Here is a 14,897-nt window from a genome sequence, read left to right on the forward strand (position 1 = left end):
TCAGATAGAGCCTCCACGTCAGTCCCTCCCCTGGCCCTCCCGCAAGCGGGAGGGGGATTTGTGGTCAGGCTGCGGCCGCCTGGAACTCCTCGGCAGGCAGGCGGATCATATAGTCGAAGGCTGACAGCGCCGCCGTCGAACCCGCGCCCATCGCGATCACGATCTGCTTGTAGGGCACGGTGGTGCAGTCGCCCGCCGCGAAGATGCCCGGGCGGCTGGTCTCGCCGCGCGCGTCGATTTCGATCTCGCCGCGATTGGTGAGCGCGATCGTGTCCTTCAGCCACTCGGTGTTCGGCACCAGCCCGATCTGGACGAAGATGCCTTCCAGCGCGATGTCGTGCTCGGCCCCGGTGTTGCGGTCCTTGTAGCTGAGGCCCGACACCTTCTCGCCGTCGCCATTGACCTTGGTGGTCATCGCCGAGGTCAGGATCTTCACATTCGGCAGGCTGGCGAGCTTGCGCTGCAACACCGCGTCGGCGCGAAGCTGGCTGTCGAATTCGATCAGCGTGACATGCGCGACGATGCCCGCCAGGTCGATCGCCGCCTCGACACCCGAATTGCCGCCGCCGATCACCGCCACGCGCTTGCCCTTGAAGAGCGGGCCGTCGCAGTGCGGGCAATAGGCCACGCCCTTGTTGCGATATTCGTCCTCACCCGGCACGTTCATCTGCCGCCAGCGCGCGCCGGTGGAAAGGATGATCGCCTTGGCCTTCAGGCTCGCGCCATTGGCCAGCACCACTTCGTGCAGCCCGCCTGCGCGGGTCGCCGGGATCAGCTTTTCGGCGCGCTGGAGGTTCATCACGTCGACGTCATAGTCCTTGACGTGCTGCTCCAGATGCGCGGCCAGCTTCGGGCCTTCGGTGTGCGGCACCGAAATGAAATTCTCGATCCCCATGGTGTCGAGCACCTGGCCGCCAAAGCGTTCGGCCGCGACACCCACCCGGATGCCCTTGCGCGCGGTGTAGATCGCCGCCGCCGCACCGGCGGGGCCGCCACCGACGATCAGCACGTCGAACGGATCCTTCTTGCCGATCCGTTCGGCCGCGCGCTTTTCCGCGCCGCTGTCGATTTTCGCGACGATCTGCTCCAGCTCCATCCGGCCCGAGGCAAAGGGTTCGCCGTTCAGGTACACAGTCGGCACCGCCATCACCTTGCGCGCCTCGACTTCGTCCTTGAACAGGGCGCCGTCGATCGCGGTGTGGCGGATCTTGGGGTTGAGCACCGCCATCAGGTTCAGCGCCTGCACCACGTCGGGGCAGTTCTGGCACGACAGCGAGAAATAGGTCTCGAAGCTGAAATCGCCTTCGATATTGCGGACCTGCTCGATAAGCTCCTGCGCCGCCTTGCTCGGATGGCCGCCGACTTGGAGCAGCGCGAGCACCAGCGAAGTGAACTCATGCCCCATCGGGATGCCGGCGAAGCGGACGCCGATGTCGGTGCCCTTGCGGCGGATCATGAAGCTGGGCTTGCGCGCATCGTCGGCGTGGACGAGGTCGATCTTGTCGGACAGCGCCGCGATTTCGGCCAGCAACTCGCCCAGCTCGCGCGATTTGGCGTCCTCGCCCAGGCTGGCGACGAGCTCGATCGGCTCGCGGATGTTCACGAGATAGGTCTTGAGCTGTTGCGTCAGATTGGCGTCGAGCATGGGAAAACTCCTGTAACTTCTACTAAAACGGCCCGGGGCGGTAGGGATCCGCCCCGGGCCGCATCAGGCGCCCGTTGGGGGGCAGGGGGGCGCCTTAGATCTTGCCGACGAGGTCGAGCGACGGGGCCAGGGTCTTCTCACCCTCTTCCCACTTGGCCGGGCACACTTCGCCCGGGTGCGCGGCGACATACTGCGCGGCCTTGATCTTGCGGAGCAGTTCCTGGGCGTTGCGGCCCACGCCTTCCGAAGTGATCTCGACCAGCTGGATCACGCCTTCCGGATCGACCACGAAGGTGCCGCGGTCGGCGAGGCCCTGACCCTCACGCAGCACGTCGAAGTTGGTCGACAGCACGTGGTTCTGGTCGCCCAGCATGTAATAGTTGATCTTGCCGATCGCGGGCGACGTGTCGTGCCATGCCTTGTGGCTGAAGTGCGTGTCGGTCGAAACCGAATACACTTCAACGCCCATGCCCTGCAGGGTCGGATAGATGTCGGCCAGGTCTTCCAGCTCGGTCGGGCACACGAAGGTGAAGTCCGCCGGGTAGAAGAAGAAGACCGCCCACTTGCCCTTCACGTCGCCGTCGGTGACGGTGACGAACTTGCCTTCCTTATAGGCCTGCGCGGTGAACGGCTTGATGGTGCTGCCGATGAGAGCCATGCGGTTATATCCTCCAGAACGGGGTTGCTGTTGCGAAGCCGGATATAGGCGGCCCCGCCCCGGAAGAGAAATTGGAAGACCCGCTTGGGTTGATCGATTGCCTCACTCAATAGGGTGACTTTAATCGGTCACATTTGTGAAAGCGCGCGGTAGAGACTGAAGGCGCTGGTGGCGGTGAGGACGATGCCGACCAGGCTGAGCAACGTGCGGGTCGGCACCCGCTTGGCGAAGATTGCCCCGCATGGCGCCGCGACAATGCCGCCGATCAGCAAACCCAGCACCGGATGCCAGAAGGCGGGGGAGAAACCCTGGGTGCCGATGTGAAAGAGGAAGGTCGCCGAAATGGTGAGCGTCAGGAAGAACTCGACGGTGTTGACGGTGCCGATCGTGGTGCGCGGCTGGGCGCCCTGCACCAGCAGGTTGCTTGTCACCACCGGCCCCCAGCCGCCGCCGCCCGCCGCGTCGAGAAAGCCCCCCGCCAGCCCCAGCGGCTCGACGATCTTCGGTTCGCGGTGGTGGGGGGCAAAGCGGATCGCGCGGAACAATAGGTAAAGGCCGATCGCCGCCAGATACGCCATCACGAACGGTCGCGTCACCGATGCGTCGAGCGAGGTCAGCACATAGGCGCCGAGTACGCCGCCGATCATTCCCGGCACCAGCAACCGGGCGAACAGCCGCCAGTTTACGTTGCGATGCAGGGCGTGGCTGAGGCCCGAAACCCCGGTCGTCATCGTCTCGACCAGATGTACGCCTGCCGAGGCGGTGGCGGGGGCAATGCCCAGCACGCTCACCAGCAGCGTGCTCGAAATCACCCCGAACGCCATGCCCAGCGCGCCGTCGACCAGTTGTGCGGCAAAGCCCACCGCGATGTATGGCAACAGTTCGGTGAAGCTCAAACCTTCGAACATCCGGTGCCCTTATGCCGTTGATCGACCCTATCCATGAAGAGGGAGCACAACGCCGACAAGTCACATAGTGTTGCCCCGTCGGCATGCTCGAGGGCGCACACGCTGGAAATCGCAGCGGCATGTGCCTACATGATGCCAAATATAAGGGGCCCGGCCATGTTCCGACGTCTGACGGACTATCTCGATTCGATCCGTGCGCGCGATCCTGCGCCGCGGAGTCGCATGGAGATTCTGCTCTATCCGGGCGTCTGGGCACTCGGCTATCACCGCGTCGCGCACTGGCTGTTCCGGCGGCGGCTGTTCTTCCTCGCGCGTTTCGTCAATCACTGGTCGCGCTGGATGACGGCGATCGACATTCACCCCGGCGCCACGATCGGCCGCAATTTCTTCATCGACCACGGCTTTGTCGTGATCGGCGAGACGGCGCTGATCGGCGACAATGTCACCATTTACCAGTGCGTGACGCTGGGCGGCACCAGCCCGGACAATGGCGTGGGTGGCAAGCGGCATCCGACGTTGCTCGACGGCGTTATCATCGGCTCCGGCGCGCAGGTGCTGGGGCCGATCACGGTGGGCGAACGCGCCCGGATCGGCGCCAATGCGGTGGTTACCAAGGATGTTGCGCCCGGCGCGGTGATGGTCGGCATTCCCGCCAAGCCGACTTTGGTCGAAGCCGGCGCCTGGCAGAAGGATTTCGTGCCTTATGGCACGCCGTGCAGCGACCTGTTCGATCCGGCAAGCCAGAAGCTGGAACTCATGCGTTGCGAACTGGAGACCCTGCGCAAGCGGCTCGACGCGATGATCGCCGAGCGTGAGGGCGGGGCGGAGCAGCGCGACCGGGCCTGATGGGAACCGTAACCCCGCTCCCCCTGCAGCAACCCGGACAGGTCGGTTTCGAACGCCCCGAACTCACGCGGATCCTGGATCTCTATGGCAGGATGGTCGCGGCGGGGCATTGGCGCGATTATGCGATCCAGTTCGACAAGGATTTCGCGGTGTTCGCCGCCTTTCGCCGCGCTGCGGAGCGGCCCGAATATCGCATCGAAAAGCGCCCGAGCCTGCGCAACCGGCAGGGCATGTGGGCGCTGGTCAACGAAAGCGGCGCAGTGCTGAAGCGCGGGCATGAGCTTGGCCCGGTATTGGCGCCGGTCGAACGCCGGTTGATGAAGCTGGTGGAGGAGTGACCCCCTGAAATCCTCCCCCGCAAGGGGGAGGTGGCACCGAAGGTGACGGAGGGGGCGGAATCATTGCGGCCCTTCTGGAATCCTCCCCCTCCGACCCGCTACGCGGCCCACCTCCCCCTTGCGGGGGAGGATCAGGAGGGAGGTTACGCCAGTGCGCCCTGCTGCGTCGGCGGGAGCCGGCGGCTAAGGTCGCCGAGCCGCGCGACGACCGCCCGCCGCATCGCGTGCCAGAAGGCGGAGAGCGTCAGCAGCGCCGATCCGATCACGAGCCCGGTCAGCGCCGCGCTCAGTTCGACCGCACCGCTCTGGTGGAACAGCGAGTACATCGCCCACAGCACATAGGCGAGGCTGGATACCAGCAGCGCCCGCCGGTCGACTGCCAGCGCGACAAAGGCGAAGAACAGGTAGAGCGCGAACACCACCGTCGCCATCGGCGCGCCAATCTCGCCGTCGAACACGCCCAGCATATGGAATACCGGGTGCGCGATCAGCGGCGCGGCGGCGAGGTGGAGCCAGAAGGCGACGTCCGAACGGCGGGTGCGGCGTTCCAGATCGCTCATGTCCCAGCGCATTGCGGCGATGAAGATGCCAATCCCGCCGAGCAGCAGGACGGGGTTGATCCAGTCCTTCGCGCTCGGGATCAGCGACGACATCAACCCCACCACGACGCCCACCACCGCCAGTGCGCCGGCGGCGACGGTGATCGGCACCATGAAGCGGCGCCAGTGCACCCATGCCGCAACTGCGGTCAGGCTGCCGGCCACCGCCGCCACTGCGCCGGCCAGCCGTTGCTGCTGCGCCTCGGTGGTGATGTGAAGCACTTCGCTCAGCCACGGGATATTGACGACGAAAAGCCCGGCGATCGTCGCCCCCGCGCCGGCCACGAAGCCAAGCAGCAGGAGGATGGAGGGAAGGGCGAGCCGGCGCCGCGCGGTGAAATATTCCGCCAGCATCCAGCTGGTCGCCGCCGCAAGCGCGCCGCCGCCGATCATGTTGGCCCCGGCAACGCGGGCGTCATTGCCACCGCCGATCAGCCATTCGGCCAGGCTGCCGCCCAGCTTGGCCACCGCCACCAGAATCAGCGCCGCGGCGATCGCCACGAAGATGTCGTTGAAGCCGCTCAGAAGCCGAAAATGCTCTTCGTCCACCGCCGGCGTTGCCCGGCTGGCGGCTACATAATTGCGGAACGCCGTCGCTGCTTCCGGGGTAAGAGCCCCCGCCTCAACGGCGCCTGCCAGTTCGCTTTCGCTGTACATCGGCCATCCTCCTTCCAGGCGCGGAGGATGTCACAGGTGTATTGCTGATGCAATACGCTATTGCGGTGGTCGCTCAGCCCTGCAGCTTGCTAAGGATCAGCATCGTCTGTTCGGCCCCCGAGCCGGGCACGATCTCGCCGGTGCGATCGGTAATCTGGGTCCATTGCGCCGCCACTGCCTCGGGGGGCAGTTCGTCCAGCTTCGCGCCTTGGGTGAGGGTAACATAGGCCGCCTGCACCACGCCGCCGCCCGCGCCGACGATCATGTTGCTTGGCGCGTCTTCGGAGACGAGGAACAGCGCGGCGGGGGCAATATTCTCCGGCGCGAACGCGGCGAATGCGGCTTCAGGGAAAATATCCTCGGTCATTCGGGTGCCGGCCACCGGCGCGATGGTATTGACGCGGATGCCATATTTCGCGCCTTCGAGGTGCAGCGTCTTGGTAAGCCCGGCCAGCCCGAGCTTGGCCGCACCATAATTCGCCTGGCCGAAATTGCCGTATAGGCCGGTCGAAGACGCGGTCATCAGGATGCGGCCATAGCCCTGTTCACGCATCGTTTCCCACACCGCCTTGGTGGCGTTGGCCGATCCGATCAGGTGCACGTCGACGACGAAGCGGAAATCCGCCGGCTCCATTTTCGCGAAGCTCTTGTCGCGCAGCACGCCGGCGTTGTTGATGAGAATGTCGACCCGGCCCCAGCGTGCCTTGGCCGCTTCGACCATCGCGACCATCGCGTCATAGTCGGTCACACTGCCCGAGTCCGCGAATGCCTCGCCGCCCAGCGCCTCGATTTCGGCAACCACGGCGCGCGCGGCATCCGAATGGCCGGTGCCGTCGCGCGAACCGCCGAGATCGTTCACAACCACTTTGGCGCCGCGCCGCGCCAGTTCGATCGCATAGCAGCGGCCGATGCCGCCACCGGCGCCGGTAACGATGGCGACGCGGTCGTCGAAGCGAATGGTCATGATTCAGGCTCTCCCGTGATTTTGAGCCTGTTTATGGCCAGCCTCGGCCGGTGCCAACAAAAACGCCCCTCCCCGCGCGTGCGGCGAGGGGCGCGTTGGTTCAGCGACCGCCGCGCTGGCGGCAGTGATCGGTGACCTTGCGCGAGCAGGGCGGGTAGCTGCCCGGATCGGCCGGCGGCGGCGGTGCCGTGTTCGCCATCGGCGCTGCAGGCGCTGCTGCAGGCGGCGGCGGAGGAGGAGGGGAAGGGGGAGCGGGCGGCGTCGCTTCCGGCGGCGGCGGCGGTGCGCCCGGCGCCATCGCTGCTGGCGCCGGCGGGGCGGGCGGCGTCTCGGGGCTGGCCTGTGGTGTGGTCTGGCCCGGCGCCGTCTGGGCCGGGGGCGTTTGTGGGGCCGGCATATCCTGCGCAACGGCGGTGCCGCCCAGCGCCAGCGCCGAGGCGAAAAGCATCCATTTCATGCGAGGCTCTCCTTGGTGATTGCCTCGCTCCGAACGCGCCGTTGCGCGGAATGTTGCATTTGCGCGAAAACGCAGATTCGCGGGGGCGGACGGGCAAAAGGGGCGTGGATCGCACCGACAGGGAGCTGGGGCCGGGAACCCGCTGCGCCCTTCTGCCGCGTCTCAGTCAGCCGCGCAGCTTAGCGTCCGCCGCGCTGCAGACAGCCATCGGTCTGGCCGCGCTTGCAGACGGGGTAATGGTCGCGCGCGGGCGGGGGCGGGAAGGCTTCGCTCGGCGTCAACCGGCTCGGCACGAATACCACCTTCTGGCCCGGCTGCGGCGGCCCGTCGGGCCACATGGTGGCGGGGGCATAGCCGCCCTGCGGGGCCGGGGCGGGGGTGGTATTCTGGGTCGATTGGGCCTGGGCAAATGCCGGGCTGGCCAGGGTCAACGCGGCAGCAAGTATCGTCAGCTTCATCAGCCGTCTCCTGCATTGGTACGCGGGTGCGTGAACAGGGCACCCGTTTCGCTAACGCATCGACTTCGATTTCGATCCCCAAAAAGTTGCGCCCGCAAGCAGGTTCCGCGTGCGGGCGCGAAAAGGCCTCAGTTGCCCGCGTCGAGCGCGTAGCCTGCCGAGCGAACGGTGCGAATGATGTCCGGGCGGTTGCCCTTGTTGATCGCCTTGCGCAGCCGGCGGATGTGGACGTCGACGGTGCGCGATTCGATGTCGCTGTCATGTCCCCAGACGGCATCGAGCAGCCGCTCGCGCGAGAACACCCAGCCGGGATGCTCAAGGAAGTGCTTGAGCAGGCGGAACTCGGTCGGCCCCAGCGCGATCACTTCGCCGCCACGGCGCACCTTGTGGCCCACCGTATCCATTTCGATGTCGGCATAGGTCAGCGCCTCGCCCGCCAGCGCCGGACGCACGCGGCGCAGCACCGCGCCGACGCGGGCGACCAGCTCGCGCGGGGAGAAGGGCTTGGTCACATAATCGTCGGCGCCGGTTTCCAGCCCGCGCACGCGATCTTCCTCTTCGCCGCGCGCCGTCAGCATGATGATCGGCACATTCGCCGTTTCCGGCATGCGGCGCAGGCGGCGGCAAACCTCGATGCCCGACAGCCCCTCGACCATCCAGTCGAGCAGGACGATATCCGGCGTCGCTTCCTTGGCGAGCAGCAGCGCTTCCTCACCGTCGGGGGTGTGCTTCACTTCATAATCTTCACGCTTGAAGTGCCAGGTGACGAGCTCTGCGATCGCGGCATCGTCTTCCACCAGCAGCATTTTGACCCGTGCCATATGTTCCCCCTAGCTCCCGCTGCCCTCGCCGCTTTCTACGTCGGCGATATAGTGCCCGGTCGCAGCAAAATAGACCATCTCGGCGACATTGGTGGCGTGGTCGCCGATCCTCTCCAGGTTTTTGGCCACGAACAGCAGATGTGCCACCTGGCTGATCGTGCGCGGGTTTTCGACCATGAAGGTCACCAGCGTACGGAAAATCGAATCGTAGAAATCGTCGAGCGCATTGTCGCTTGCATGGACTGCAGCGGCAGCCTGGGCGTCACGCGCAGAGAAAGCATCCAGCGCATCATGCACCATGTCGGCGGCCACCTGGCCCATGGCGGGCAGGATGGAAATCGCCTCGATCCGCTCTTCGCCCTCGGCGTGGATCATCGGCACGCGCTTGGCGATGTTCTTGGCATAGTCGCCGATCCGCTCGATGACGGCGGCGATCTTCAGTGCGGCGATCACTTCGCGCAGATCGTCCGCCATCGGCGCACGCAGCGCGATCACGCGGACGACCAGCTTTTCCAGCTCGGCCTCGATCGCGTCGATCTGCTTGTCCTTCTGGCGGACGGTGCGGGCGAGCGCCGTGTCGCCGCGCGACAGCGCCTTCATCGCGTCGTAGATCGCCTGCTCGGCCAGTCCGCCCATCTGCGAGATGAGCGCCCGCAGCTGGCCGATGTCCTGATCGAACGCCTTGACCGTATGTTCGTGGCCCGTGGCCATCAGCCGTACCTTCCGGTGATATAGTCCTTCGTGCGCTCCTCGCGGGGTGCCGTAAAGATATTGTCGGTTTCGCCATATTCGACCAGCTGGCCGAGATGGAAGAAGGCAGTGCGCTGCGACACGCGCGCCGCCTGCTGCATGTTATGGGTAACGATCACGATTGCATATCGGCCGCGCAATTCGTGGATCAGTTCCTCGATCTTGGCGGTGGCGATCGGGTCGAGCGCGCTGGCGGGCTCGTCCATCAGGATCACTTCCGGGTCGACGGCGATTGCGCGGGCAATGCACAGCCGCTGCTGCTGGCCACCGGACAGCGCCGTGCCACTGTCGGAAAGGCGATCCTTCACTTCCTCCCACAACCCAGCGCGCTTCAGCGAACGCTCGACGATCGCCGCCAGATCGGCCTTGGAGCTGGCAAGCCCGTGAATACGCGGGCCATAGGCGACATTCTCGAAGATCGACTTGGGGAAGGGGTTGGGCTTCTGGAACACCATGCCGACGCGGGCGCGCAACTGTACCACGTCCATGTCGGCGGAATAGATATCCTCGCCGTCCAGCGTGATCTCGCCCGTCACCCGCGCGCTGGGAATGGTGTCGTTCATGCGGTTGAGCGTGCGCAGGAAGGTCGACTTGCCGCAGCCTGAAGGGCCGATGAAGGCTGTGACCTTGTCCATGTCGATATCGATCGACACGTCGCGCACGGCCTGATTGTCGCCATAGAAGACGCTGACGCCGCGTGCCGACATCTTGTGGGTAGCGGAAGGGGAGGCGACGGTCATTACCAGCGTGTCTCGAACTTGTTGCGAAGATAGATGGCCAGCCCGTTCATGGCGAGCAGGACGACGAGCAGCACCAAAATGGCGGCGCTGGTCTTTTCGACAAAGCCGCGGCTCACTTCGTCCGACCACAGGAAGATCTGCACCGGCAGCACCGTGGCCGGATCGGTGAAGCTGCCCGGTGGCGTGACGATGAAGGCGCGCATGCCAATCAGCAGCAGCGGCGCGGTTTCGCCCAGCGCGCGGGCCATGCCGATGATGGTGCCGGTCAGGATGCCGGGCAGCGCCAGCGGCAGCACATGGTGGAACACCACCTGGATCGGGCTCGCGCCGATGCCCAGTGCAGCATCGCGGATCGACGGCGGCACGGCCTTGATCGCGTTGCGGCTGGCAATCACGATCACCGGCATGATCATCAGCGCCAGCGTTAGGCCGCCGACCACCGGCGCCGAACGCGGCAGCATCGGCCCGAACACGCGGCCGCCGATTTCCCAGGTGCCGAGGAATACGGCGAGGCCCAGCAGGCCGAAGATGATCGAAGGCACCGCCGCCAGATTGTTGATCGACACTTCGATCAGGTCGGTCCAGCGGTTCTTCGGCGCATATTCTTCCAGATAGATTGCCGACAGCACGCCCACCGGAAACGCGATCAGGAAGGTGATCGCCATCGTCATCAGCGATCCTTTCAGCGCGCCCCAGATGCCGACAGCGGCCGGATCGGTCGAATCCGATTCGGTGAGGAAGCCCCAGTTGAAGCCGCGCCCGATCGCGCCCGCCTTTTGCAGCCGCGCGACGCCCGCTTCCATTTCGGGCGTGCCGTCACGCTCCAGCGCCTGATCGAAACCGGTCGAGGCGGGAAGGTGGAACACGGCGCGGTGCTCGAGCAGCGACGGATCGCGCTTCACTGCGTCGCGCACCACCACCCAGGCGCTGTCGGCGAGAAAGTTCTCGCCGCCGGGGCCGAAAGCGGCGGTGGCGGCATTGCCTACGGCATCCTCCAGCCCGGCACCGGCCAAAGCCAGATCTGCGGCGGGTGAGTTGAGCCGGCTGCGCTCCACCTTCACGCCGGCCGCATGCAGATCGATCGGCAGCGTCAGTTCCGTGCGGGTGAAGCCGCGCCAGCCGCCACCCACCATGGTCAGCAACAGGAAGCCCAGAAACGCCGCCGACAGCAGCACCGCACCTGCCCCCAGCATGCGGAACCGGCGTTCGGCGGCATAGCGGCGGCGGATGCGCTTCTGCATCGCCGGCGATTTCCAGTCGGTCGGCTGGCGTTTGGCCAGTGCGGCGGGCTTATTCATAGGCCTCGCGATATCGTTTCACGACGCGCAGCGCGACGATGTTGAGAAGCAGCGTGATGACGAACAGCGTGAGGCCCAGCGCGAAGGCGGCCAGCGTCTTCGGGCTGTCGAATTCGGCTTCGCCGGTCAGCAGATCGACGATCTGCTTGGTAACCGTCGTCGCGCTCTGAAAGGGATTGAGCGTGATCGTCGCGGCGCCGGAGGCGGCCATCACCACGATCATCGTCTCGCCGATCGCGCGGCTGACGGCGAGCAGCACCCCTGCCACGACGCCGGGAAGCGCCGCGGGAATGAGCACGCGCGAGATGGTCTCGCTGGTCGTGGCGCCCATCGCCAGGCTACCGTCGCGCATTGCGGTGGGAACGGCAGCGATCGAATCGTCGGCCATCGAAGAGACGAACGGAATGATCATCACGCCCATGACGAGCCCGGCCGCCAGCGCGCTTTCCGACGATGCAAAGGGATTGCCGAGCATCACCGCGAGCTCGCGCACCGCCGGTGCCACGGTAAGCGCGGCGAAATAGCCATAGACCACGGTTGGCACGCCGGCGAGGATTTCGAGGATCGGCTTCATCCAGCGGCGGGTGTTCGGCGCGGCATATTGCGTCAAATAGACCGCGCTCATCAGCCCGAACGGAATTGCTACCAGCATCGCGATCACGGCGCCGATGAAGAAGGTGCCCCAGAAAAGCGGCACCGCGCCCAGCGAGGCGCCGGGATCCTTGGGGTCGATGACCTGGGGGCTCCAGTGCGTGCCGAACAGGAAGTCCAACGGGGGTACGACCGAGAAGAAACGCACCGATTCCCACATCAGCGACAGGAAAATGCCGATGGTCGTCAGGATCGCGATCAGCGAGGCGACCAGCAGGCCGAGCATCAGCGTCCGCTCTACCTTGGAGCGGGCGCGGAACTCGGCGCCGATTCGCGACATCGCAAAGGCGCCGCCGGCCAGCGACAGCAGGATAGCGGCCGCGGTGCCGATCCAGCCATAGCGGGCGCGCTCGGCACGGACGACCGGTGCCAGCCGCTGTGCCAGTGGATCGACATCGCCGGCGAATGGATCGTCCGCCACCTGCCGCGCCTGTGCGATCACGGCGTCGCGCTCGAAGGCGAAGCTGGAAAGCTGGGCGGCGGCGGGGTCGCTTAATACCGACTGGCGGACCAGGCTGGGGCTGAGCGCTGCCCAGACCGCCAGGAAGACCAGCGGCGGCACCAGTGTCCACATCATCACGTACCAGCCGTGCTGGCCCGGCAGTGAATGCAGCCGCTTGCGTCCGCCGCGTTCGAACCGCACCGCCCGCGCCCGCGCAGTCAGCCAGCCGATCAGTCCCAGGCCGGCGACGAGAAATAAAAGCGCGTAGACGTTCACCAGGAAACCACTTCGAGATAGTGCCCGGTCAACACCGGCGCGGCAGGCAGATCAGTGCAACTCGGTCGGGTCAAGCGCAAGCTCCAGTTCGATCGCCTCCGCCATGCGGGTGCGCAGCTTTTCCGGCGCAGCGATCAGGCCGCGCTTCACCAGCGGACCATCCGGCCCCCACATTGTCGTGTAGAGCTGCAGGAAGTCCTTCATTCCCGGCACAGCCTTCATGTGGCGCTTCTTGACGTACAGATACAGCGGACGCGCGCCCGGATAATGGCCGTTGGCGATCGTCTCATAGGTCGGGGCCACCCCTTCGACTGGCACGCCGTGCAGCCGGTTTTCGTTTTCCTGCAGATAGGAATAGCCGAAAATGCCGAGCGCATTGGGGTTCTGGGCCAGCCCCTGTACGATCAGATTGTCGTTTTCACCCTTGTCGACATAGGGCCCGTCGTCGCGGATGCGGCGGCATGCATTTTCGAACTGGGCGGGATCGGCCGATGCCTTCAGCTTCGCAGCATCGGGGAAGGCCTCCATGCAGCCGGGCTGCAGCATCAGTTCGACAAATGCATCGCGGGTGCCGCTGGTAGAGGGCGGGCCCATCACCAGGATCGGAATCGCCGGCAGGTCGGGGTTCACGTCCTTCCAGGTCTTTGCCGTGTTCTTCTTGCCCATCGGGTTCGCGGCGAGCGCGAGGTAGATGTCCTTCTTGCTCAGCTTCAGCTTCGGCCCGCTGTTCGATTCGGCCAGCGCCACGCCGTCCAGACCGATGATGATCTCGAGGATCTCGCCGACCTGGTTCTTCTCGCACCGGTCATATTCGTTGCGAGTCATGCGGCGCGAGGCATCGGCAATGTCGGGAAACTGCACGCCGACGCCTTCGCAGAACTGGCGGATGCCCGGGCCGCTGCCGATCGACTCGACGACCGGGGCCTTGCGCCCGCTCTTGGCGTTGACGAACGCTTCCGCAACGGCCGTGGAAAAGGGATAGACGGTCGACGAACCGACGATGCGGATTTCCCGCGTCGAACTGCCGTCGCACGACGAAAGCGCAAGCGCACTGAACGCGATGAGAGCAAGACGACCCAGCATCGTCACCTCCTGTGGTCCCGGGAAAATCCGCAAAGAAACCGGCGTGCCCCATTGCCGGCAGCATCGCCCATCCGGCAATCGCGTTACGCCATTATGACACGCGCTGAATTGGCAGCCTCACGGTGACGGTGGTGCCCTTGCCCAGGGCGCTGCGAATGTCGAGGCGGCCGCGGTGGCGTTCGACGACATGCTTTACGATCGCAAGCCCCAGGCCGGTGCCCCCCAGCGAACGGCTGCGCCCGGAATCGACTCGATAGAAGCGTTCGGTCAGTCGCGGGATATGTTCGGGGGGAATGCCTTCGCCTTCGTCGGAAACGCTCAGCAATACCATCGTATCGCTGTCGCTGCGCAGCGAAACCGTGACGGGTGTTCCGTGGCGGCCATATTTCATGGCGTTGCCGATCACATTGTGGAGCAGCTGGCTCAGCTGGGTACGGTCACCGCGCACCGGTTCCACGACTTCTATCTCGGTCACCAGATCGGCGGCGCGCGGACTGCCGGACAATTCCTCGCACACCTGTTGAATCAGATCGGCTAGCGCGACCGATTCGGCCGGTGCACGATATTTCTCGGCTTCGATCCGGCTCAGCGAGATAAGGTCGTTGATCAGTCGCTCCATCCGGCGCGCCTCATCGTGCATGATCTTCAAGAAGCGCTGGCGAATGCCGGGATCGTCGCCGGCCTCGTCGGCGAGCGTTTCGACATAGCCGAGTAGCGACGCGAGCGGCGTGCGCAGTTCGTGGCTGGCATTGGCGACGAAATCGACGCGCATCCGGTCCGCAGCATAGCTGCCGGTGCGATCGACCAGATGGACGACGCGCTCACCGGTACCCAGCGTGCGCACGCGCATTTCCCACCGCTGCTCGCGCGTGCCCAGGCCGACCAGGTGAATTGGCGCGGTCGGCAACTGGTCGCCGGGTTCCAGCAGCCGTTCCGCGGCGGCGGGGTGGCGAATCGCCAGCCGCACATCCTCGCCCAATATGTGCTGGCCCAGCAGCGTACGTGACGCGGCATTGGCGGCGATCACGCGATTGGACGCCGTCACCAACACCGGCTCGGCAATCGCTTCGATCACTTCGCCGATCGCCGGCTGGCGCGCATCGGGCGTGGGATCGGGCGGGGGCGGGGGCGGGGCGGGGCTGTCGCCCATTGTCGCGATCAGAACGGCAGCGATACCGCCTACCACTACCACCAGCGCACTCTGCGCATCGCCATTCAGCAACAGCCCCGCCAGCGCGGCGAGTGCCACCACGGCCATGGCAATCAGGGTTCGGAAGCTGAACGCCGACAACATGCGGCCCTAATA

At 65.6% G+C, this 14,897-nt stretch carries 16 protein-coding genes; 2 read left to right on the plus strand and 14 right to left on the minus strand.

The window, feature by feature from the left end:
* Nucleotides 1-64 precede the first annotated feature (64 nt).
* The 3 genes from ahpF to ACT53K_RS16920 all read right to left on the minus strand — a co-directional run bounded on the left by ahpF (nucleotide 65) and on the right by ACT53K_RS16920 (nucleotide 3,211).
* Complete coding sequence (ahpF, locus tag ACT53K_RS16910) at nucleotides 65-1,645, minus strand: alkyl hydroperoxide reductase subunit F (RefSeq protein WP_476229891.1); 1,581 nt, start codon at nucleotides 1,643-1,645, stop codon at nucleotides 65-67.
* A 94-nt stretch (nucleotides 1,646-1,739) separates the two neighbouring features.
* On the minus strand, nucleotides 1,740-2,303 hold the full coding sequence (ahpC, locus tag ACT53K_RS16915) for an alkyl hydroperoxide reductase subunit C (protein WP_476229892.1): 564 nt from the start codon (nucleotides 2,301-2,303) through the stop codon (nucleotides 1,740-1,742).
* Between the two features lie 128 nt (nucleotides 2,304-2,431).
* On the minus strand, nucleotides 2,432-3,211 hold the full coding sequence (locus ACT53K_RS16920) for a sulfite exporter TauE/SafE family protein (RefSeq protein ID WP_476229893.1): 780 nt from the start codon (nucleotides 3,209-3,211) through the stop codon (nucleotides 2,432-2,434).
* Nucleotides 3,212-3,367: 156 nt separating this feature from the next.
* On the opposite strand from ACT53K_RS16920, the gene epsC reads away from it, so the two are divergent.
* Together epsC and ACT53K_RS16930 are read left to right on the plus strand one after the other, a co-directional pair.
* Nucleotides 3,368-4,057, plus strand: coding sequence for a serine O-acetyltransferase EpsC (gene epsC, locus ACT53K_RS16925; protein ID WP_476229894.1), 690 nt, complete (start codon nucleotides 3,368-3,370; stop codon nucleotides 4,055-4,057).
* On the plus strand, nucleotides 4,057-4,395 hold the full coding sequence (locus ACT53K_RS16930; RefSeq protein ID WP_476229895.1) for a DUF2794 domain-containing protein: 339 nt from the start codon (nucleotides 4,057-4,059) through the stop codon (nucleotides 4,393-4,395). Before epsC ends, ACT53K_RS16930 begins: the two co-directional genes overlap by 1 nt.
* 143 nt (nucleotides 4,396-4,538) lie before the next feature.
* Here the strand turns inward: ACT53K_RS16930 and ACT53K_RS16935 are convergent, their stop codons facing one another.
* From ACT53K_RS16935 to ACT53K_RS16985, 11 genes are all read right to left on the minus strand, one after another.
* A complete protein-coding gene (locus tag ACT53K_RS16935) occupies nucleotides 4,539-5,651 on the minus strand; it encodes a hypothetical protein (RefSeq protein WP_476229896.1) in 1,113 nt (370 codons plus the stop codon).
* Between the two features lie 73 nt (nucleotides 5,652-5,724).
* The gene (locus ACT53K_RS16940; protein ID WP_476229897.1) at nucleotides 5,725-6,615 is read right to left on the minus strand and encodes an SDR family NAD(P)-dependent oxidoreductase; all 891 of its coding nucleotides are present in this window, start codon (nucleotides 6,613-6,615) and stop codon (nucleotides 5,725-5,727) included.
* A 100-nt stretch (nucleotides 6,616-6,715) separates the two neighbouring features.
* A complete protein-coding gene (locus tag ACT53K_RS16945; RefSeq protein WP_476229898.1) occupies nucleotides 6,716-7,072 on the minus strand; it encodes a hypothetical protein in 357 nt (118 codons plus the stop codon).
* A 179-nt stretch (nucleotides 7,073-7,251) separates the two neighbouring features.
* Nucleotides 7,252-7,530: a hypothetical protein gene (locus tag ACT53K_RS16950; RefSeq protein ID WP_476229899.1), complete on the minus strand. Its 279-nt coding sequence runs from the start codon at nucleotides 7,528-7,530 to the stop codon at nucleotides 7,252-7,254.
* A 128-nt stretch (nucleotides 7,531-7,658) separates the two neighbouring features.
* The gene (gene phoB, locus ACT53K_RS16955) at nucleotides 7,659-8,351 is read right to left on the minus strand and encodes a phosphate regulon transcriptional regulator PhoB (protein WP_084581980.1); all 693 of its coding nucleotides are present in this window, start codon (nucleotides 8,349-8,351) and stop codon (nucleotides 7,659-7,661) included.
* A gap of 9 nt (nucleotides 8,352-8,360) precedes the next feature.
* Complete coding sequence (gene phoU, locus ACT53K_RS16960) at nucleotides 8,361-9,062, minus strand: phosphate signaling complex protein PhoU (RefSeq protein WP_476229900.1); 702 nt, start codon at nucleotides 9,060-9,062, stop codon at nucleotides 8,361-8,363.
* The gene (gene pstB / locus ACT53K_RS16965; RefSeq protein WP_476229901.1) at nucleotides 9,062-9,841 is read right to left on the minus strand and encodes a phosphate ABC transporter ATP-binding protein PstB; all 780 of its coding nucleotides are present in this window, start codon (nucleotides 9,839-9,841) and stop codon (nucleotides 9,062-9,064) included. Before pstB ends, phoU begins: the two co-directional genes overlap by 1 nt.
* The gene (gene pstA / locus ACT53K_RS16970; protein WP_476229902.1) at nucleotides 9,841-11,139 is read right to left on the minus strand and encodes a phosphate ABC transporter permease PstA; all 1,299 of its coding nucleotides are present in this window, start codon (nucleotides 11,137-11,139) and stop codon (nucleotides 9,841-9,843) included. The genes pstB and pstA overlap by 1 nt, the downstream gene beginning before the upstream one ends.
* Nucleotides 11,132-12,508, minus strand: a complete 1,377-nt coding sequence (gene pstC, locus ACT53K_RS16975; RefSeq protein ID WP_476229903.1) for a phosphate ABC transporter permease subunit PstC — start codon at nucleotides 12,506-12,508, stop codon at nucleotides 11,132-11,134. The genes pstA and pstC overlap by 8 nt, the downstream gene beginning before the upstream one ends.
* 51 nt (nucleotides 12,509-12,559) lie before the next feature.
* Nucleotides 12,560-13,591, minus strand: a complete 1,032-nt coding sequence (locus tag ACT53K_RS16980) for a substrate-binding domain-containing protein (RefSeq protein ID WP_476229904.1) — start codon at nucleotides 13,589-13,591, stop codon at nucleotides 12,560-12,562.
* A gap of 91 nt (nucleotides 13,592-13,682) precedes the next feature.
* A complete protein-coding gene (locus ACT53K_RS16985) occupies nucleotides 13,683-14,885 on the minus strand; it encodes an ATP-binding protein (protein WP_476229905.1) in 1,203 nt (400 codons plus the stop codon).
* Between the last annotated feature and the right edge of the window lie 12 nt (nucleotides 14,886-14,897).

It is taken from the genome of Sphingomonas sp. DMC8 (assembly GCF_056314185.1).

Bases quoted from the DNA above. Each gene is read 5' to 3' on its own strand.
- phoB (WP_084581980.1), bottom strand. From the start codon at position 8,351: ATGGCACGGGTCAAAATGCTGCTGGTGGAAGACGATGCCGCGATCGCA.
- ACT53K_RS16930 (WP_476229895.1), top strand. From the start codon at position 4,057: ATGGGAACCGTAACCCCGCTCCCCCTGCAGCAACCCGGACAGGTCGGT.
- pstB (WP_476229901.1), bottom strand. From the start codon at position 9,841: ATGACCGTCGCCTCCCCTTCCGCTACCCACAAGATGTCGGCACGCGGC.
- ACT53K_RS16945 (WP_476229898.1), bottom strand. From the start codon at position 7,072: ATGAAATGGATGCTTTTCGCCTCGGCGCTGGCGCTGGGCGGCACCGCC.
- ACT53K_RS16935 (WP_476229896.1), bottom strand. From the start codon at position 5,651: ATGTACAGCGAAAGCGAACTGGCAGGCGCCGTTGAGGCGGGGGCTCTT.
- ahpF (WP_476229891.1), bottom strand. From the start codon at position 1,645: ATGCTCGACGCCAATCTGACGCAACAGCTCAAGACCTATCTCGTGAAC.
- ACT53K_RS16940 (WP_476229897.1), bottom strand. From the start codon at position 6,615: ATGACCATTCGCTTCGACGACCGCGTCGCCATCGTTACCGGCGCCGGT.
- ACT53K_RS16985 (WP_476229905.1), bottom strand. From the start codon at position 14,885: ATGTTGTCGGCGTTCAGCTTCCGAACCCTGATTGCCATGGCCGTGGTG.
- ACT53K_RS16950 (WP_476229899.1), bottom strand. From the start codon at position 7,530: ATGAAGCTGACGATACTTGCTGCCGCGTTGACCCTGGCCAGCCCGGCA.
- ACT53K_RS16920 (WP_476229893.1), bottom strand. From the start codon at position 3,211: ATGTTCGAAGGTTTGAGCTTCACCGAACTGTTGCCATACATCGCGGTG.
- ACT53K_RS16980 (WP_476229904.1), bottom strand. From the start codon at position 13,591: ATGCTGGGTCGTCTTGCTCTCATCGCGTTCAGTGCGCTTGCGCTTTCG.
- epsC (WP_476229894.1), top strand. From the start codon at position 3,368: ATGTTCCGACGTCTGACGGACTATCTCGATTCGATCCGTGCGCGCGAT.
- ahpC (WP_476229892.1), bottom strand. From the start codon at position 2,303: ATGGCTCTCATCGGCAGCACCATCAAGCCGTTCACCGCGCAGGCCTAT.
- pstA (WP_476229902.1), bottom strand. From the start codon at position 11,139: ATGAATAAGCCCGCCGCACTGGCCAAACGCCAGCCGACCGACTGGAAA.
- phoU (WP_476229900.1), bottom strand. From the start codon at position 9,062: ATGGCCACGGGCCACGAACATACGGTCAAGGCGTTCGATCAGGACATC.